Source organism: Falsirhodobacter deserti, from assembly GCF_004015795.1.
Taxonomy (GTDB): Bacteria; Pseudomonadota; Alphaproteobacteria; order Rhodobacterales; family Rhodobacteraceae; genus Falsirhodobacter; species Falsirhodobacter deserti.
In genome coordinates this window covers 14,865-33,791 of record NZ_ML137222.1, presented here as the reverse complement: position 1 = coordinate 33,791, position 18,927 = coordinate 14,865, and the positions used below count along the sequence as shown (strand labels likewise).

General features: G+C 62.6%; 16 protein-coding genes and 1 pseudogene. 9 read left to right on the top strand and 8 right to left on the bottom strand.

The features are described from left to right. The 5 genes from JX25_RS14385 to JX25_RS14365 form a co-directional block, all read right to left on the bottom strand. Positions 1-984 (bottom strand): ABC transporter permease, encoded by a 984-nt coding sequence (locus tag JX25_RS14385; RefSeq protein WP_128255794.1) that lies wholly within the window; start codon positions 982-984, stop codon positions 1-3. After that, on the bottom strand, positions 981-1,952 hold the full coding sequence (locus JX25_RS14380) for an ABC transporter permease (protein ID WP_128255793.1): 972 nt from the start codon (positions 1,950-1,952) through the stop codon (positions 981-983). Before JX25_RS14380 ends, JX25_RS14385 begins: the two co-directional genes overlap by 4 nt. After that, on the bottom strand, positions 1,949-3,469 hold the full coding sequence (locus JX25_RS14375) for a sugar ABC transporter ATP-binding protein (RefSeq protein WP_128255792.1): 1,521 nt from the start codon (positions 3,467-3,469) through the stop codon (positions 1,949-1,951). Before JX25_RS14375 ends, JX25_RS14380 begins: the two co-directional genes overlap by 4 nt. Before the next feature lie 59 nt (positions 3,470-3,528). Further along, positions 3,529-4,572, bottom strand: coding sequence for a sugar ABC transporter substrate-binding protein (locus JX25_RS14370; RefSeq protein ID WP_128255791.1), 1,044 nt, complete (start codon positions 4,570-4,572; stop codon positions 3,529-3,531). Between the two features lie 75 nt (positions 4,573-4,647). Beyond that, positions 4,648-5,757 (bottom strand): iron-containing alcohol dehydrogenase, encoded by a 1,110-nt coding sequence (locus JX25_RS14365; RefSeq protein ID WP_128255790.1) that lies wholly within the window; start codon positions 5,755-5,757, stop codon positions 4,648-4,650. Positions 5,758-5,957: 200 nt separating this feature from the next. Here JX25_RS14365 and JX25_RS14360 point away from each other — a divergent pair, with 200 nt between their 5' ends. Genes JX25_RS14360 through JX25_RS14340 form a run of 5 tightly spaced genes read left to right on the top strand, consistent with a single transcriptional unit; the run spans position 5,958 to position 11,712 of the window. Next, on the top strand, positions 5,958-6,632 hold the full coding sequence (locus JX25_RS14360) for a GntR family transcriptional regulator (RefSeq protein ID WP_128255789.1): 675 nt from the start codon (positions 5,958-5,960) through the stop codon (positions 6,630-6,632). After that, positions 6,632-8,164 (top strand): UxaA family hydrolase, encoded by a 1,533-nt coding sequence (locus JX25_RS14355; RefSeq protein WP_128255788.1) that lies wholly within the window; start codon positions 6,632-6,634, stop codon positions 8,162-8,164. The genes JX25_RS14360 and JX25_RS14355 overlap by 1 nt, the downstream gene beginning before the upstream one ends. Positions 8,165-8,217: 53 nt before the next feature. After that, positions 8,218-9,750: a GMC family oxidoreductase gene (locus JX25_RS14350; RefSeq protein ID WP_128255787.1), complete on the top strand. Its 1,533-nt coding sequence runs from the start codon at positions 8,218-8,220 to the stop codon at positions 9,748-9,750. An 18-nt stretch (positions 9,751-9,768) separates the two neighbouring features. Beyond that, positions 9,769-10,548, top strand: a complete 780-nt coding sequence (locus tag JX25_RS14345) for an SDR family NAD(P)-dependent oxidoreductase (RefSeq protein ID WP_241557998.1) — start codon at positions 9,769-9,771, stop codon at positions 10,546-10,548. 12 nt (positions 10,549-10,560) lie between these two features. Beyond that, positions 10,561-11,712 carry a glycerol dehydrogenase gene (locus JX25_RS14340; protein ID WP_128255785.1) on the top strand — a complete coding sequence of 384 codons (1,152 nt, stop codon included), beginning with the start codon at positions 10,561-10,563 and terminating at the stop codon, positions 11,710-11,712. On the opposite strand, the gene JX25_RS14335 is transcribed toward JX25_RS14340, so the two are convergent. Continuing rightward, positions 11,709-12,002 (bottom strand): type II toxin-antitoxin system RelE/ParE family toxin, encoded by a 294-nt coding sequence (locus JX25_RS14335; RefSeq protein WP_128255784.1) that lies wholly within the window; start codon positions 12,000-12,002, stop codon positions 11,709-11,711. The two genes, JX25_RS14340 and JX25_RS14335, sit on opposite strands and share 4 nt — an antisense overlap. After that, positions 11,995-12,225, bottom strand: a complete 231-nt coding sequence (locus JX25_RS14330; RefSeq protein WP_128255783.1) for a type II toxin-antitoxin system ParD family antitoxin — start codon at positions 12,223-12,225, stop codon at positions 11,995-11,997. The genes JX25_RS14335 and JX25_RS14330 overlap by 8 nt, the downstream gene beginning before the upstream one ends. Positions 12,226-12,408: 183 nt before the next feature. Between JX25_RS14330 and repA the strand changes: the two genes are divergently transcribed. The 4 genes and pseudogenes from repA to JX25_RS14310 form a co-directional block, all read left to right on the top strand. Beyond that, positions 12,409-13,596: a plasmid partitioning protein RepA gene (gene repA / locus JX25_RS14325; RefSeq protein WP_128255782.1), complete on the top strand. Its 1,188-nt coding sequence runs from the start codon at positions 12,409-12,411 to the stop codon at positions 13,594-13,596. Continuing rightward, positions 13,596-14,504 carry a plasmid partitioning protein RepB gene (repB, locus tag JX25_RS14320; protein WP_128255781.1) on the top strand — a complete coding sequence of 303 codons (909 nt, stop codon included), beginning with the start codon at positions 13,596-13,598 and terminating at the stop codon, positions 14,502-14,504. The genes repA and repB overlap by 1 nt, the downstream gene beginning before the upstream one ends. A gap of 172 nt (positions 14,505-14,676) precedes the next feature. Next, a complete protein-coding gene (repC, locus tag JX25_RS14315) occupies positions 14,677-15,786 on the top strand; it encodes a plasmid replication protein RepC (RefSeq protein WP_128255780.1) in 1,110 nt (369 codons plus the stop codon). Positions 15,787-16,762: 976 nt separating this feature from the next. Continuing rightward, positions 16,763-17,557: pseudogene (locus JX25_RS14310) on the top strand (transposase); the annotation flags it as partial. 211 nt (positions 17,558-17,768) lie between these two features. On the opposite strand, the gene JX25_RS14305 reads toward JX25_RS14310, so the two are convergent. Further along, the coding region (locus tag JX25_RS14305) for an IS110 family RNA-guided transposase (protein WP_128255837.1) at positions 17,769-18,927 on the bottom strand (1,159 nt) is incomplete at its 5' end.

Sequence of the window (18,927 nt, the reverse complement as noted above, 5' to 3'; positions counted from 1 at the left end):
TCATGCTTTGCGGCGGGTGCGGGCGAAGACAACAAGGCCGACGCCGATCAGCAGCAGGCTGCCGCGCACGATCTGCCGTTCGCTGTCGGTCCAGCCCAGCAGGGCCGCGCCGTTCAGAAGGCCGATCAGGAAAATCGTGGCGGTCAGGGTGCCGATGACGTTCGGCTTGCCCAGCTTCAGCGCCATGCCGCCCAGCAGAACCGCCGTCAGCCCGTCAAGAAAGTAGGACGTTCCCAGATAAGGTTGCCCGGACGACAGGTTCGCCGCAAGCAGCACCCCCGCGAAGGAGGAAACGACACCCGACAGCACAAACAGCAGGAACAGCATCCGGTTGACCGGAACGCCCGCCTCCACGACGGCGGCGCGGTTCTGTTCCATCGCATAGATGTAGTGGCCAAAGACCAGCCGCTCCTGCACGAACCAGCTTGCGGCGTAAAGCGCGCCGACGATGACGGCGATCAGGGGCAGCACGCCCACCCGAAGTCCCAGAAGATCGCCCACGAATCCTGTATGCGACAAAGCAATGGACGTGCCCTGCCCGATCGCCGCCGCCACGGAAGCGGCAAGCGCCCCGGTGGCGATCGTGATGACCAGCGCAGGCAGCCGCAGCACGGCAACCAGCGTTGCATTCAGCAGCCCGAAGACGACCCCCGCCCCCAGCCCGCCCAGAACCGCAACGCCCCAGCCTGCCCCGTCCACAACAAGCCCCGCTACGACCATGTTCGACAGCGCAGCGACCGACATGAAGCTGACGTCGATCTCTCCTGCCGCGATCAGCCATGTCAGGCCAAGAAACATCAGCCCGGCAATGGAGGCCGACATCAGCATCCCGTGGATGTTGCCCGGCGTCACGAAGGTGGGCCGCAGGATGGCGAAGGTCACGAAGACCACGAGGACCAGAAGAAAGAAGGCGTAGCGCATCAGCACTTCCCTGCTGTTGTGGCCCTGCCGGATGCGGGGCGCAGTGGATATGATGTCGGTCATGCGGATGCCCCTTTCCGGCGGACCGCGCCCCGCAGCAAAGCCGAGACGCGCGGATCAAAGATGGCGATGGCCGTGATCAGCACCGTGCTGACGATGGCATCGGAGTAGTAGTAGGGGATCGCCAGAAGCGTGAAGCCGTTAAGCATCATCGACATCAGCAGCGTTCCCGCCAATGTCGCCCCGATCGAAGGGCGTCCGAACAGCGCAGCCCCCAGATAGACGGCGGCGAAGGCCGGCATCAGAAGCTGGTTGCCTGCCGTCACGTTCGCCGCGCCGGACGAGGCGACCAGAAGCGTGATCGCAAGACACGCCATCATACCCGACAACGCAAAGGCCAGAACGATCAGCAGGCGCGTCGGCACACCGGAAAAGCGTGCTGAGACGGGATTCTCGCCCGTGGCGTAAAAGCCGGCCCCCAGACGGGACGCGTGCAACAGGATCGCCCCCATCAGGGCCGTTCCCATCAGGATGGCGAACGGCATGTCCAGCCCCAGGATCTTGCGGTCGTTCAGGTCAAGAATGCCCGACATGAAGAAGTTCTGCGAGATGGAGGTTCCGTTGGAATAGAAATAGGAAAACCCGATGGCGAGGCCGCCCGTGGCGATTGTTGTCACGATGTCGGGCAGCCCCAGCCGCGCGATGGCGAAGCCGTTCACAAGCCCGAAGGCAAGGCCCACCGCCAGCCCGCCGCCGATGGCAACCGGCAGGGGCATCCCCGCGGCGATCAGCCAGCCCAGCGTCATCGCCCCCATGGAAGCGACGCCCGGAAAGCTCAGATCGAAATGGCGCACGACGATGACGAAGGTCAGGCCAAGCGCGGCCAGCCCCTGCACCGACATGTGGCGCATCAGCGACCGCAGGTTCCCGCCCGAGGCGAAGGCCGCCGATTGCGACCAGAAGGCCAGTCCGATCAGCGCCACCAGCGCCGCAAAGGCCAGAAGCCGCATCCCAAGTTGCCGCGTGATCATGCTGCAATCCCCCCCATGATGCCTGCATGCAGCAGGTGGTCGCGCGACATGTCACGGTCGGCGCCGCCGACGGGCGCGCCCTTGTAAAGGGCCAGCGTGCGATCGGCGACGCCATGAACCTCGTCGCAATCCGAAGAAATGACGATCACGGCGGCGTCCTGCGAAATCTCTCGCATCAACGCATAGATCTTGGAGCGGGCGCCGATATCGACCCCGACCGTCGGCTCCACGAAGATGTAAACCTTGGCCTGGCGGTAAAGGCCCTTGGCAATCACCACCTTCTGCTGGTTGCCGCCGGAAAAGCCGCGCAGGGACCGGTCCAGCCGCATCGGCTGAAGATCGACCTTTTCGGCAAGGGCCCGTGCGTTGCGGCGGTTCGCACCAAAGCGCAGAAGCCCACCGAACGACGCGCGGCCAAGGTTTGCGACAGTGGTGTTGAAGATCACGTTCTCGTTCAAAGTCAGGCCTTCTGTCCGCCGGTCGCCGGGGACAAGGAAGATCCCCGATCGCAGCGCCTGCGCAGGTGACCGCAGGCTTACAGGCCGCCCGTGCAGCCGCATTTCGCCCCGATCAGGGCGGAACACGCCGAACAGCGCCTTCGACAGCTCGTCCACGCCCGACCCGACAAGGCCGAAGATGCCAAGGATTTCCCCCTTGCGGGCGGTGAAGGTCACGTCGCGGAACATCCCGTCGCAGGACAGGCCCGAAACCTCCAGCACTGCATCGCCATTGATGCGCGAACAACGGGGCGGAAAGGTCAGCCCGCCGCCCGTGCCCAGCATCAGGTTCGGGATCGACATTCCGGTCGTCCGCGCCTCGGTGACGGTGTGGCAGGCGACGTTCCGTCCACCCCGGAACACGGTGAAGCGGTCAGCGATCTCGTAAACCTCTTCCAGCCGGTGGGTGATGTAGATGATGGCGATACCCGCCGCCTTCAGCATCCGCATCATCGAGAAGAGGGACGCCTTTTCCCGCTCTGTCAGGGTTGATGTCGGCTCGTCCAGGATCAGGATGCGGGCGTTCTCAAGGCGCAGCGCGTGAAGGATCGCCACGATCTCGCGGTCCACGGCGGGCATGTCGGCCACACGGCGGGACAGGTCCACGTCGATGGGAAAGCGCGCCAGAAGCGCGTTGGCGCGGGTGGCCAGATCACTGCGGTCGATGCGGGAAAACAGGCCGCGCCGCGAGGATTCATGGCCAAGAAAGATGTTTTCAGCACCCGACAGATCGCCAACCAGTTCAGGGTGCTGCTGAACGACGGCAATGCCTGCCTCGATCGCGGCACGCGGGCTGCCCAGGTCAAACACCTTTCCACCGATCGTGATCCGGCCTTCATCTTTCGTGTAAACGCCCGACAGGATTTTGATGAGCGTCGATTTTCCGGCCCCGTTCACCCCCAGAAGCGCGTGGATTTCCCCCGCGATCAGGTCGAAGCCGACATTGTCCAGTGCCTTGACGTCCCCGAAGCGCTTCTCGATGCCGCGCATGTCGAGGACCGTGCGGGTGCCTTCAGCCATCCCCTGCCCTTCCCGTGATGCAGATAAGTCGGCGGCGGGCTGCCCCGCCGCCACGCGCGTCAAAGAACGCGGCTCCAGCCAAGCTTGGCAGCCTCGCCCGGCACGTCATAGGTGTCGGGAATGGTGTCGAGCGGGTCCAGCGACTCCTTCGTCACGGCATAGGAAGGCGTGATGACAAAGCGCGGCGCCTGACGGCCGGCGGCCACTTCCTGCGCATAGAAGGCGTTCATATACGCCATCTCGTAGAAGCTTTGCGCCATGGTGATCTTGAACGGCGATCCGGCCTTGATGTATTCGAACGACTGCTGGCCACCATCGATGCCGGTGATGATCGTGTCGCGCCCGGCTGCCCGGATTGCCAGCGTACCTTCCGAAGCCGCACCGTCCCATGCGCACCAGATGGCGTCCAGTTCGGGATTGGCGGTCAGGATCTGGTCCACCACCTGCCGGGGCGTTGTCGATCCGCCAAGCGCGAAGGCGATCTCGGACACGATCTCGATGTCCGGATGGCGGGTGAACACGGATTTCGCGCCAAGCGTCCGCTGGTCCCAGCTTTCGTTCGAGGGCAGCGATACCAGCGCGACCTTCCCTTTGCCCCCCAGCGTTTCAACGATGTATTCGGCCGGATAGGCGCCAAGGCCGAAGTTGTTGGACATCGCGGTGGAGGTCACGGTCGTACCCGGCACATAGCTGTCGCCGATGAAGATCGGGATGCCCGAAGCAACGGCCTGCTGCACGGCCGGCGAGATGGCGGCCGAGTCCGCCGGCGTGATGAAGATCGCCGTGGGTTTCGCCTCGATGAAGGCAAGGATCTGGTCCGCCTGCTTCTTCACGTCATAGTTCGCATCGGCGATGGTCAGCGAACCGCCCAACCGCTCCACCGCGTCCTTGTAGCCGTTGACGATATGGCGGCCGGATTCCCAGACCGTCCACCCGAGCGAGGCGCAGAAGGTCTTTTCCGCGTTCTGCGCCCAGGAAAAGTCGGGCCGCAGCAGCGTGGCGGCCACGGTGGCGGCGGCGCCCGCCGACAACAATCCGCGGCGCGTCAGCTGGACACCGCGATGGCTGCTTACCAGCCGGGGCGTATCGGATTCCAAAGTCATGTATTCCTCCCTCTGTCGGGCCCCTCCGGCCCATGCTCCCAAACCGCCGGGGGCTCCTCTTCCCCGGCGCGGCCGTCAGGCCGATTCCTTCAAAATCGCAAGATACTCCTCCTGCGTGGCCACCCGCGGATTGGTGGCATGACAGTGATCCTTCAGGGCCGCGTGCGACACCTGTTCCATCATGGCATCCGTCACGCCCATGGCCCGCAGGCCGGAAGGCATGCCGATGCGCGTGTTCATTGCGGCGATCACCGCATCCGGCTGTCCGCCCATGCGCGACGCCAGTTCATCCCACTTCGCCCCGATGACCGGGCGATTGAAACGCAGCACCGCCGGCATCAGGACCGCGTTCAGCGTGCCGTGATGCAGGTTCAGTTCGCGGATCGCGCCAAGCGGATGGGTCAGCGCATGCACCGCCCCCAGCCCTTTCTGGAACGCCATTGCGCCTTCCAGCGCGCAGGTCATCATGTCGCGCCGCGCTGCCGCATCCTGCCCGTTGGCCATCGCGGCTTCCAGTGACCGCATCCCGCAATCCAGACCGTGCAGCGCGATCGCCTCGGCCGGCGGGTTGAACGCAGGCGCCATGTAGGTTTCCAGGCAATGGGAAATCGCATCCATCCCGGTTGCGGCTGTCAACCCGCGCGGCAGCCCGTAGGTCAGTTCGGGATCGCACAGCGCAATCGTCGGCAGCATATGCCCCGAGATGATGCCCAGCTTGCGTCCTTCGGCGGTTATGATGACGGCAGCGCGCCCGACTTCAGATCCGGTGCCCGAAGTTGTGGGCACGGCGATCATCGGGCAGATGTTGCCATGAATGCGTCCGACGCCACCCGACACGGCCGTGTACTGCTCCAGCGGGCCATCATGGCCCGTCAGCAGCCGCACCGCCTTTGCCAGATCCAGCGAGGAGCCGCCGCCCAACCCAACAACCCCGTCGCAGCCTTCCGCGACATAAAGGGCATGGGCCGAGGTAACAGCCTCTTCGGTCGGGTTCGCAGGGGTGTCGGCAAAAACGACAGCCTCCGGTATCTGCGCCGTCACACGATCCACCAGACCCGTGGCGACAAGGCCGCGATCCGTCGCGATCAGGGGTCGCCGCACGCCGAGCCCGGCCAGAAACTCCGGCAGGCGCGAAATCTCGCCCTCTCCGAATTCGATCCGCGTCAGGTAGTTTATGGTGCTCAAGACAACTCCTCCAAAGCAGCGGAACGCCTGATCCCGCCCTGCCCCTTCTTGTGGCAACCGGTCTGCGACCTCCTCCGTCATCAGCCCAGCGATATATGAGTCATTTAGCGCACCGACATATGAGTCTGTCAAGCGCCTCCAAAAACCGTTTGCGAAACCCCGCAAATACGCGCTATTTCTGAGTAGAGAGGAGCCATGACATGCAGAATCGCGCACCACAAAAAGCCGAGCAAGTATATGAGATGCTGCGCCGCGCCATCATCATGCTCGATCTGGCGCCGGGTCAGGCCGTTGTGGAAAAGAACATCTGCGCCGAGCTTTCGATTTCCCGCACCCCTGTGCGCGAGGCGGTCCAGCGGCTTGCCGATGAAGGGCTGGTCAACGTCATCTCCCACTCCGGCACCTATGTCAGCCCGATCTCGTTCGAGGTGGCGGAGGAAGGATTCGTGATCCGCCGCGCGCTGGAAATCGAAAGCGTGCGCAGGGCCGCGGCCGTCGCCGAAAACCCCGGGGCCGAGCTGGATCCGATCATCGACCGGATGCGCAGGCTGATCGCAGCGGATCAGCTGCACGAATACCTTGACGAGGATGACGCCTTTCACGCGGCCATCGCGCGGCTGAGCCGGATGCCCCGCATCTGGCGTTTCATCACGCTGGCCAAGGTGCATCTGGACCGGATGCGCCAGATGTCGGCCCCGGTTCCTGGCCATCTTGCCGTGGTCACCGAACAGCACGCAGCCATTGCCGCCGCCATTGCCTCAGGCAAGCCCGACCAGGCCGAACTTGCCATGCGCATCCACCTCGAATCCTCGTTCGACGTGATGGCGAAGCTTCACCATGAAAGGACAGGCGAACTCCTGTCCGAGGATTCCTGATGCCAGACACAGCCAACTACGTCTCGCCCCTGATAAGGCTGAACGCGGCCGACAACGTCGCTGTCGCACGCGAGCGGATCGACCCCGCGGAAATGCCCGATGTCGACGGCGTGCGGCCGCGCGCGAAAATCCCACGCGGCCACAAGATGGCATTGGCCCCGATCGAGCGGGGACAGCCGGTGACGAAATACGGGCAGACCATCGGTTTCGCGACCGCCGATATCGCGCCGGGCGATCACGTCCACACGCAGAACCTGACAGTCGGTGAATTCACGCGCGATTACGCCATGTGCGTGGATGCCACGCCCCCCGCGATGGTGGCAGAGGCGGAGCGTGCGACATTTCTTGGCTATCGCCGGCCGGATAGGCGCTTTGGAACGCGCAACTACATCGCGATCATCTCCTCGGTGAACTGTTCGGCCACGGTTTCAAAGGCGGTGGCGCAGCATTTTGCAACGCGCGCCCCCTTTCCCGGCGTGGACGGCGTCATCGCGCTTACCCATGGCGGCGGCTGTGCCTTCAACACGAAGGCGGAAGGGTATGACTACCTTGCCCGCACCATCTCGGGCTATGCCACGCATCCGAATGTGGGCGGCGTGCTGATGATCGGTCTTGGCTGCGAAACGAACCAGATCCCCGCCCTTCTGCAGCGCGAAGGGCTGGCGGAATCGGATCGTCTGCGGTCGATGACGATCCAGACGGTTGGCGGCACGCGCCGCACGGTGGAAGCCGGCATCCGCGCGGTGGAAGAGATGATGCCGCTGGTCGGCGCCGCGAGGCGTGAACCGCTGCCCGCCAGCGGCCTGACGCTGGCGCTGGAATGCGGAGGATCGGACGGTTATTCCGGGATCTCGGCCAACCCGGGCCTTGGCTTTGCCGCCGATCTTCTGGTGCGTCATGGCGGCACCGTGATCCTGAGCGAGACGCCGGAAATCTATGGCGCCGAACACCTGCTGACCCGCCGCGCCGCCTCGCCCGAGGTTGCGCAGAAGCTGCTGGAGCGGATCGAGTGGTGGCGCGACTACACCACCCGCAACAATGCCGAGATGGACAACAACCCCTCGCATGGGAACAAGGCGGGCGGGCTTACGACGATCCTTGAAAAATCGTTGGGGGCAGTGGCCAAGGGTGGCATGTCGCGGCTGAACGCGGTTTATGAATACGCGGAAAAGGTGACGGAGCATGGCCTCGTCTTCATGGACACGCCCGGATATGACCCCGTGGCCGTCACGGGGCAGGTCGCGGGCGGCGCCAATCTGATCGCCTTCACCACCGGGCGCGGCTCCGTTTCCGGCTTCAAGCCGGCGCCATCGCTGAAACTGGCCAGCAACTCCGAAATGTACCGCCACATGGCCGAAGACATGGACATGGATTGCGGCACGGTCGTGACGGGCGCGGAAACCATCGAAGAACTTGGCGAAAGGCTGTTCCAGCTGATGCTGGACACGGCCTCGGGCCAGCCGACGCGCAGCGAGGAGCTGGGCTATGGCGACAACGAATTCGTGCCGTGGCAGGTCGGCGCGATCATGTGACGGCCAGGCGGGCGGGCAGAGGAGGCCCACCGCCGAGCAGAGGGAGGAAGACGATGAATGCGATCGACAACCACTATGACGTGGTGATCGTGGGGGCCGGCGTGGGCGGGGGCGCGATGGCGAACCGGCTTGCGGCGGGCGGGGCGCGCGTCCTGATGATCGAACGCGGCAACTACCTTCCGCGCGAGGCCGACAACTGGTCGGTCAAGGCGGTTTTTCACGATCGCAAATACACCGCGAAAGAGACCTGGCGCGACAAGGACGGCAAGCCGTTTCACCCCTCCACCTTCTATTACGTCGGGGGCAACTCGAAGTTTTTCGGCGCGGCGACGGTTCGGTTCCGCAAGGAAGATTTCGAGGTGCTGGAGCATGAGGACGGCATCGCCCCCGCCTGGCCGTGGAGCTATGAGGAGTTTGCGCCCTTTTACGACGAGGCAGAACGCCTGATGGGCACACATGGCACGGCGGGCGCGGACCCGATCGAGCCGCCCCGCTCCGGCCCGTTCCCCCACCCCACCATCGGGCACGAGCCCGAGATCGAGGCCATCGCAGAAAAGTTGCGTGCCAAGGGTCTGCGCCCCTTTCCGCTGCCCATCGCGATCGACCGGCACGAAGGCGGCGCCTGCATCCGCTGTGCCACCTGCGACGGCTTTGCCTGCAAGCTTGGCGCCAAGAACGATGCCGAGGTGCGGCTGATCCGTCCCGCCATCGCCACGAACCGGGTCGATCTGGTGCTGGACACGAAGGTGCTGCGCCTGCTGACCGATCCGACCGGCAAGCGCATCACCGCGATCGAAGTTGAACAGGATGGCCAGATCCGCACCATCGGCGGTGATCTCTTCATCTCCTCGGCCGGGGCGATCAACTCTGCCGTGCTGCTGCTGCGGTCTGCCAACGATCAGCACAAGGGCGGGATCGGCAACAACAGTTCGGACCTTCTGGGCCGCAACTACATGGCCCACAACAACACCGCGATGATGGCCGTGCACCCGTTCCGCAAGAATGGCGTGACCTTCCAGAAGTCGATGGCCGTCAACGATTTCTATCTTGCCAATAACCACCGCCCCTATCCGCTGGGCAATGTGCAGGGATTGGGCAAGCTTCAGGGCGGGATGCTGACGGCAAACATGAAGATCATCCCGGAATGGATGATGAACCTGTTCGCCAAGCGCTCCGTCGACTGGTGGATCATGTCCGAGGATCTGCCCGACCGGAACAACCGCGTCCTGCTGGACCCGGATGGCACCGTCCGCATCCAGTACACTCCCAACAACGAAAAGGCGCATAACGAGCTGGTTCGCAAATGGGGCCAGATCATGCGCTCCGTCGGGTATCCGCTGATCATCACGCAGCGCATGGACATCACCGTGTCCATGCACCAATGCGGCACCGCCGTCTTCGGGCGCGATCCGGCCACCTCGGTTCTGGACCCGTTCTGCAAGGTCTGGGACGTCGACAACCTTTATGTCGTGGACGCCTCGTTCCTGCCGTCCTCCACCGGTTTCAACCCGTCGCTGACCATCGTGGCGCAGGCCGTGCGGGTGGCCGAACACCTCCTTGGCAACACCCTCAGCGCTGCCGCCTGACTTACGGGACCCATGCATATGACCAAAGACATCTTCGACCTTTCGGGCCGCGTGGCCATTGTCACCGGCGCATCGCGGGGGATCGGCGAAACGCTGGCAAAGGGGCTTGCCGCGCGCGGCGCGGCCGTGATCGTGAACTATCAGTCCGCCGCCGACCGCGCGGCCCGCGTGGTGGCCGCGATCGAGGCGGCCGGCGGGCGTGCCCTTGCCGTCCAGGCCGATGTTTCGGTGGAGGCTGATGCCGACCGGCTTGTGGCGGAAACGGTGGCCGCGTTCGGCCGCGTTGACATCCTGATCAACAATGCGGGCATCGTCCTGCCCTCCCCTGCCGAAGACACGCCGCTGGAAGACTGGCGCCGCACCATGGCCGTGAACCTTGACGGGGTATTCCTGATGTCACGCGCGGCGGGGCGGCAGATGATCGCGCAGAAGGGGGGCTCCATCATCTCGGTCGGGTCGATGTCGGGGCGGATCGTGAACTGGCCGTTCCGCCACGCGGCCTACAACGTGTCGAAGGCAGGCGTGCACATGCTGACCAAGGCGCTGGCCACCGAATGGGCCGAACACAACATCCGCGTCAATGCCATCGCCCCCGGCTATATCCGAACAGAACTGACGGACGAGGTGCTGCGCGAACATCCCGATGTGGTGGCGAACCACTGGGCCAAGGGCGCGGTTCAGAACCGCATCGGCGGGACGGACGAACTTGTGGGCGCGACAGTCTACCTCGCCTCGGATGCGGCAAGCTTCACCACGGGCGAAATCATCACCATCGACGGCGGCCTGACGCTGCGCTGAAGGAAAAACGATATGACACAACGCGGATACGGCGGGCCTCTCCGTTATGTTCAGGGGCCGGGGGTTTTGGCGGATGTCGGGCTTTATGCGGCCGGGCTTGGCCCGAAGGCGCTTTTGCTGATGGATGCTTTCGTGGAGCGGACCTATGGCGACGCGCTGCGCGCCTCTCTTGCCGCGCATGGCGTGGAAACGGTGGCCACGGTCTTCGGCGGCGAATCCACCGAGGACGAGGTCGCACGCTGTGCCGGATTGGCGAAGGGGTGTGCGACGGTGATCGGCGTGGGCGGCGGCAAGACGCTGGACACCGGAAAGATCGCTGCGCGCGATGCCGGCGCCCGGATCCTCACCGTTCCCACCATCGCCTCAACCGACAGCCCCACAAGTTCCATCGGTGTGATCTATTCTGCGGAAGGCGTTTATGACCGGGTGGAACGGTGCTATCGCAATCCGGACATGGTGCTGGTGGACAGCGACGTGATCCTGCGCGCGCCCGTCCGCTTTCTTGCTGCCGGAATGGGCGACGCCCTTTCCACCTGGTACGAGGCGCGGTCGAACTTCGAAAGCCGGTCGAAGAACTACATCGCCGATGGCTATGCGGTTACGGCTGCCGGTGCCGCCATTGCGCGCAGCTGTCACGATGTGCTGATGCGCGACGGGCTTGCCGCGTATCTTGCCGCCAAGGCGGGCTGCCTTACCGATGCGGTGGAGAATGTGATCGAGGCGAACACCCTTCTTTCTGGTCTGGGGTTCGAAAATTGCGGGGTTTCGGGCGCACATGGAATTCACGACGCCCTGACGATCCTGGAACCCACCCATCACTTCTTCCATGGTGAAAAGGTGGCCTTCGGCGTGCTGTGCCTGCTGGTGCTGGAGAACCGCCCTTCGGCCGAGTTCGAGGAGGCTGCCCGCTTCTGCCACACCATCGGCCTTCCCGTCCGGCTGGCCGATCTTGGACTGTCAGAAGTGTCGGATAGTGACCTGCTGCGTGTGGGCGAGGAGGCGATGCGACCCACCAACGTGATCCACTCTGTCCACCGTGACCTGACGGCCCGCGGCATCGCAGGTGCGATCAGGACGGCAGATGCCATGGCTGTTGCGCTGCTTGGCCCGCATTCACGCCGGCAGCGGGCGGAAGGCAGCGCCAGCGCGCCGGGACGTGCCTAGCCGTCAAGGGCAGCCAGAAGATCCTGCCGCCCGTGAAGCACGCGAACGATGGTGATCGGATCGGCGCCCACATAAAGGATCAGGTGCGACCCGTGCGGGTGGATGCGCAGCGGGGGTGTAAACTCCCGCCGCAAAGGCGCCATGGAGGGGAAGTCCGCGATCAGCGCGAACGTTCCCGTCAGCGCCGTGACATAAGTGTCGGCCTGTGCCTGCCCCCAGCGATCCGCGCTTTCCGCCCAGATCTGGGCCAGATCGGCATGGCCTTTCGGCGTCAGAAGATAATCAGCCACGGCGCTCGGACAGGAAGGACGACAGATCGAACGGCGTTGCAGGGCCGCTCTGCAACCCGTCTGTCAGCGCTGCCTGCACCTCGGCCAGTGCCGCCTGGCGCAATTGGTCCCGCCGAATCAGGTCGCGCACATAATCACTGGAGTTGGAGAATCGACCCGTGCGGGCGCGCGACTCAACCCAGGCTTTCATCGGTTCGGGAAGTGAAACGTTCATCGTGGACATGGCAGATCCCCTTCAGCTGGCCATAATGTATGGCAATCTTTGCCATATCGCAAGAAGTCACCGGGCTGATAACCGCTTCGTGAAAAACGTCTTGCCCGAATCTCGATTCCAGTCCACTCATTTACGCCAAGAATCATATAAAACGACTAGAACCGTAACACACGGCTTGGACATGAGGGTTGAATGAGGCGGCAGGAACGGATCGACGTTCTCGTGGGTGAACACGCACAGCGGCTTTCCGAGCGGCTTCAGGCCCATCGTGAACAGCTTTTTCCACCCAATGCCACCAAGAACGTGCGCAAGTTCACCAGTGGCGAGGTGGCTGATCTTCTGGGCATCAAGGACGCCTATCTGCGCAAGCTGCATCTGGATGGTCGCGGCCCCTCGCCCGAAACGCGTGCCGGCGGACGCCGGTATTACAGCCTTCAGGATGTGCAGGATCTGCGCCATCTTCTGGAAAAGGGCACGAAGACTCCCGGCACCTATCTGCCGGGGCGGCGCGATGGCGACCATCTTCAGGTCATCACTGTCATCAACTTCAAAGGCGGGTCGGGCAAAACGACGACCGCAGCGCATCTTGCGCAGAAACTGGCGCTGGACGGATACCGTGTTCTGGCGGTGGATCTTGACCCGCAGGCCAGTTTTTCGGCCCTGCACGGATTCCAGCCCGAATTCGACCTGATCGACGGCGGCACGCTTTACGACGCGATCCGCTATGATGATCCGGTGCCCCTGCGGGACGTGATCCGGCAAAGCTACTTCCCCGGGCTCGACATCATTCCCGGCAACCTCGACCTCATGGAGTTCGAGCATGAAACCCCCCGGGCCCTGTCCGAACGGAACGCTCAGTTCTTCTTTACCCGCGTGGGCGACAAGCTGGCAGAGGTGCAGGATGATTACGACGTCGTCGTGATCGATTGCCCACCACAGCTGGGGTTTCTGACGATGTCCGCACTTTCTGCCGCCACGGCGGTTCTTGTTACCGTTCATCCGCAGATGCTGGACGTGATGTCCATGTGTCAGTTCCTGCTGATGACGTCCAATCTTCTTGGTGTCGTGGCCGAGGCGGGTGGCAACATGAGCTATGACTGGTTGCGCTATGTCGTGACCCGATATGAACCGGGCGACGGGCCGCAGAACCAGATGGTCAGCTTCATGCGTTCGATGTTCGGGGAACACGTGCTGAACCATCCGGTTCTGAAATCCACCGCCATTTCGGATGCTGGCATCACAAAGCAAACGCTCTATGAGGTGGAACGGAACCAGTTTACCCGCTCCACCTATGAACGCGCGATCGAAAGCCTGAACGCAGTGAACGGTGAGATCGGAGCGCTGATCCAGCAGGCCTGGGGCCGGAAAGGGGTGGCATAATGGCGCGGAAAGATCTTCTGAAAGGGCTGCTTTCCCCTTCGCCAGGCGCACCCGTCCCTTCGGCACAGCCCCGCGCAACGAAGGGTGCGATCGGCGCCGTCAGCCAGTCCATCGCTGATCTGCGCAACCGTTCGGTGATCGAGGTGCCTTCCGACATGATCGACCATGCAGGCCTGCGCGACCGTCTGGATGACGATCCCGAGGGCATCGCGCTTCTGGCCGAATCCATGCGGGAATACGGGCAGCAGGTTCCGGTCCTGTTGCGCCATTCGCCTAACAGTGAAGGCCGATACGAAATCGTTTATGGCCGCCGCCGCGTGGCCGCGATGAAGCTGCTTGGCCGGCCGGTGAAGGCGATGGTCCGCCATCTGAACGACCGTGACCTTGTGATCGCACAAGGGCAGGAAAACACCGCCCGCAAGGATCTGTCGTTCATCGAGAAGGCGAATTTCGCGCGGCACATGCGCGACAGCGGATACGACCGCAAGGTGATCTGCGACGCCCTTCAAATCGACAAGACATTGATTTCGCGGATGTTAACCATCGCCGATGCCGTCCCCCCTGCCCTGCTGACAGCGATCGGCGCGGCGCCTGGCATCGGCCGCGACCGTTGGATGAAATTGACAAGCCGCATTGCCAGCCGCAACGTGGGAGCGCTTGTCGCTGCGGCAGTTGGGAACACCTCGGACGCGCGGTTCGAGGCTGTCTTGGCCAATGTTACCGCCGCATCCAAGCCACCGGCACGACAGGTCCTGCCCGGCGCGAACGGTCCACTGGGCCAAGTCAGCCGCAGCGCAAGATCGACGACACTCACCATCGCCCGAGACACCGCTGCCGGCTTCGATGACTGGCTCGTGGCGAATATGGAAGCAATTCACCATGACTGGCTTGCCAGTCGTGACGAATAAACGGCAACAACAAGGAGGCACGAAAAGGGAAAGCAAAAGAAAAGCCCCCCAGGACATGACATCCCGAGAGGCCGTTTCGTCGATCTAAGCACTCGTACGTAACGCCAGAAGTTGACAGCTGTCAACACCCGTCAGTCCGGACGGCCTGAAATTTGCATCCTCGTGAACGCGAATGAAGCACATTTCCACGACGCCCTTCGGGCGGCGGACGGTTTCTGCTGGCCAGATGCAGACCGATGCCGCAGCACACCGCGCACTGGCCGAGGCGCCCTGCCCTGCCACACCCATTGACAAGTGGTCTTTGCTGAACGCGCTTGCAGCGGCGCGCCGCGCCTTTGGTGTCAGCGATCGAGATTTGGCGGTTCTGCAGGCGCTGGTCTCATTCCACCCGCCCCGCGACCTGTCGGTGGATGAACCGACAATCGTCTTCCCCTCCAATGCCCGCCTGTCTGAGCGGTTGCACGGGATGCCGGAAAGCACGTTGCGTCGGCATATTGCGGCGCTGGTCAGTGCCGGCCTGATCATGCGCCACGACAGCCCCAATGGAAAACGCTTCGCCCGCCGGGACGCGACTGGCAGTATCTGCCGCGCCTTCGGCTTCGACCTGCGCCCGCTTTTGGCCCGCGCAAACGAGATCACTGAAGCCGCAGAAGCCGCACATCGCGAGGCCGCAGAATTGAAGCAGATGCGCGAGACAATCATCCTTCACCTTCGCGATATTTCGCAGCTGCGTGGTGCCACCGCTGAAGCCGCGGACCTGCATCGCCGCCTTCGCCGGAAGCTGTCACTGGACGAGGTTAAGGCGTTAGCACATGACGTGGCGACTCTCGCGACGAAGGTGCTGCCCCCTCAGCCGCAAGCAGAGATCCTGAGCGCCAATGACAGCCAAAATGAGCGGCACATACAGGATTCAAACAAAACTCCATCTGAATCTGAACAGTACGTAGAAACGGATGAATGCCATGATCTGGCCGCTGTTCTGTCTGCATGTTCCAATAGTAGCGACTACGCACCAGCTCCGATAACCGATTGGCCTAGGCTGGTTGCTACGGCAGACAGGGTTTACCCGATGATGGGAATCGCTTCGAACGTTTGGCGGGATGCAAAACGCTATATGGGAGTAACTGACGCAGCCATTACGGTCTTGTGCATCCTCCAAAGATTCGAGCACATATCTTGCCCCGGAGCTTACCTGAGAAGTCTTGTGAAGAAGGCCTCGATCGGCAGCTTCAGAACCGAACCGATGATCAAGGCGCTTCTCAGGGGAGCGCAAGCTGGCTGAAAGTTGACAGCTGTCAACCCCGCCTCATCGTAAATGATCTGGAGCAATGGGCGAGTACCAGAAACGCCTTTCATGCGAATCTAACTATCGCGGGGCTTTGGCGAACGGACAACAAATGGATAGTCAATTCGACGTATCACCTAGTAGGATCGCAACCTGCCCGAGTGGTAGAGCCGCCAACACCAAATGCTATCCATTTGTGAATGAATGCGTGTAGCGGCTTCGGCGCGCTGCGCCCGTCACCTTCCAGAGCTGGAAGGTGTAGCCGAGAAAGTCTTAACTACCTCCGCAGCAGACGGTCGCCCGAGCCTCAATACATATCTGCATGATGAGGGCATCGACCAGCGAACAAACCAGAAGATGGTCCCCCGAGACGTAAGTCGTCTTTAGGAGATAGAACTTCATCCCCTCTTGAGGCACATCCAACTTCCGCAGCCAGCCTTGGACATGCAGCACGCAAACACTAGCTTAGCATCCGGATCAACGGTCCTCCTACCACTTTAGGCGTGTTGCCAGATGTACGAAGCGTGTAGCGCGTCGCTGCAGGTTTCCTGCAGATCACCGGATCTGCTTCTTGTATCCCTGCAGGATGTCACCGCATTCAACCGTGGTCGCCGATCCATCCCCGGTCTCAGACACGGCGGGTAAGACGGTCTTTGTCATTGCACACTATCTCGCATATGGACCCGGTCCTCGTTCTGAACTAGGGCGCGGGTCGCCAAAATCGGCACCCACAACAAACTTCTGGCGTAAAGCGGCATTTGCACCCGTTTTGACCAGGAGCCTTGCACCCTCAACCCGCCCGACAACGTGACGTTCCGGGTCGGCTCCACGCTGTGCCCGGTCGCAATCAGCCCTTGGTCTCTACTGAAAGCGGCGAGAGGATGCTTTCCATTCAGCAGGTGGTATTGACCTGCCCCCCGGAAGGTCCCTCGGTTTGATGTAGAGCTTGCTTCATCACGAAGGAGCAGACGACATGAGGAAAAGCCGCTTCACCGAGGCGCAGATCATCGGAATGCTACAAGGAGTAGGAAGCCCGGATGGCGACGGCGGAGGTGTGCCGGGGTCATGGGCTCAGCCGGGCGACGTTCTACAAGCTGAAGGCCAAGTATGGCGGCATGGATATGTCCGATGCGCAAAGGCTGAAGGCACTGGAGGACGAGAACGGCAGGCTGAAACGCCTGCTGGCGGATGCTATGCTCGACAACATCATGCTCAAGGATCTTCCGGGAAAGCCCTGACGACACCGAAGGTGCGGCGGGAGGCGGTGCTCAGGGCGATGCGGGATCATGACATCTCGCGACGTCGGACCTGCGTTCTGGTCGGTGTCGATCCGAGGACGGTGCGACGCGCAGCATCCGCCCGACAATCCGGAGATCCGCAAGGCCATGCGCGAGATCGCGGCTGTGCGCCGCTGGTTCGGCTATCGGCAGATCGGTCTGCTGCTGGAGCGTAAGGGCATGCTGATGAACCAGAAGAACCTGTATCGGCTCTATCGCGAGGAAGGACTTTCGGTCGAACAGCGACGGGGCCGCAAGCGTGCAGGCCGATGCCGGCGGCCCTGATGCCGAACCAGCGCTGGTGGCTGGACTTCGTGGCGGACACGTTCGGAGCCCCGCGCAGGTTCCGGATCCTGACGGTGATCGACGATTGCTGCCGCGAGAACCTGTGCCTGGTCGAAGACACCAGCATCCCGGGCGCGAGGGTGGCCCGAGAGTTGAATGCGCTGGTCAGGATCCATGGCGAGCCGGCCTGCATCGTCAGCGACAACGTCCTATGCCGGGAGCGATTTGCCGTTTTGAGCATCAGATCACGGGGCATCCGAGCGACCGGATGCCTTTTGAATAGTTGCCCAGGCGGGCTCCGCCGTCAAGAAGTGGTCTCTTCCATATCAAATACAGGGTCGGCCACGATGCCGCCCTCACCGTCCTTAAGACGAGATCCTAAATCCCAAGCGGAAGGCCCGAACATTATCTACGAGGTCAGGAGGCTGCCTCCACGGCTCTACAGAGAGGGGTCCTTCCGCCTGGGCTCGTCCCCTCGAAGAAGGGACGATAGGGTTCGCCGGATTTGATCACGGCGTGAATGGTGCGTGCCATCTTCGCAGCGATGGCAGTATAGGCTTTGCGGCGCAGATCGGGATTGTGGCGATCCTGCGCTATGTAGCGCTCGAACTTGTCGCGGAAGCTGTTGGCGGGCTTCAGCACGGCGGCCTGACTGGCCAGCCAGAGTGTGCGACGCAGGCGGGCATTGCCATACTTCGAGATTTTGCTTCGTCCGCGGAATACGCCGGATTGCACGGTCGCGAGGTCCATACCGCAGAACTTCAGAAACTGGCGGTGATGACGAAAGCGGCGCAGATCACCGGCTTCGGCCAGAACAGCCAGCGCATTGACAGGCCCGATCCCGGGTATCGTGCGCAGCAGCTGATAATCTGGATGGTCGGCCAGCAGCTCTGCCGCACGATCCTCGATGGCGTTGCGCTGCTGAACAAGGCTGCGTCCTTGCGCTAGAACGAGGCGGAACATCCGGATTGCATCTGAATCTGGAGCGACAGGCAGACCCACGGAAGTCTTTGACGTCTCGTAGATATCCGCTAGAAGCGCCGCCTTGCCAACGCGGCGACCAATTACCGGCCAGGCAGCCTCTATGAAAGCATCCTTGTCCATGGCGGTGATCATGTAGGGAGACGGAAAAGCCTCAAGGAACGCCAAAAACCAGTCACCACGAGAACTGCGGTGGAACCGGTCCGCCTCTGGAAAATACAGGGGCAGGTAATGGGTCAGGAGACGATGCCACAGTTCGGTCTTCGACCGCGCAACCATCTCGTAGGTCTTCGATAGTTCCTGAATGTCGCATGTGCCAGCAACCAACGGGTCGTGAAAGACTTGCACCGCACCGATCTCCAGCATACGCAGGATGACCTGCGCATCCTTGGGATCGTTCTTGTCCCAGCTGTTGTGCAGCGCTTCCCGCGTGCGGGCGAGAGCGACGGAAGACACGAGCTTCAGCTCGAACCCCGCGGCCCCGAGGGCGAACATCAGCGCCCGGTGATAGTTGCCTGTCGCCTCGAAACCGACGGTGACAGGCAGACCGTATTCTATCAAAGCCGCGATGAGACGACGATAATCATCGGCGGTG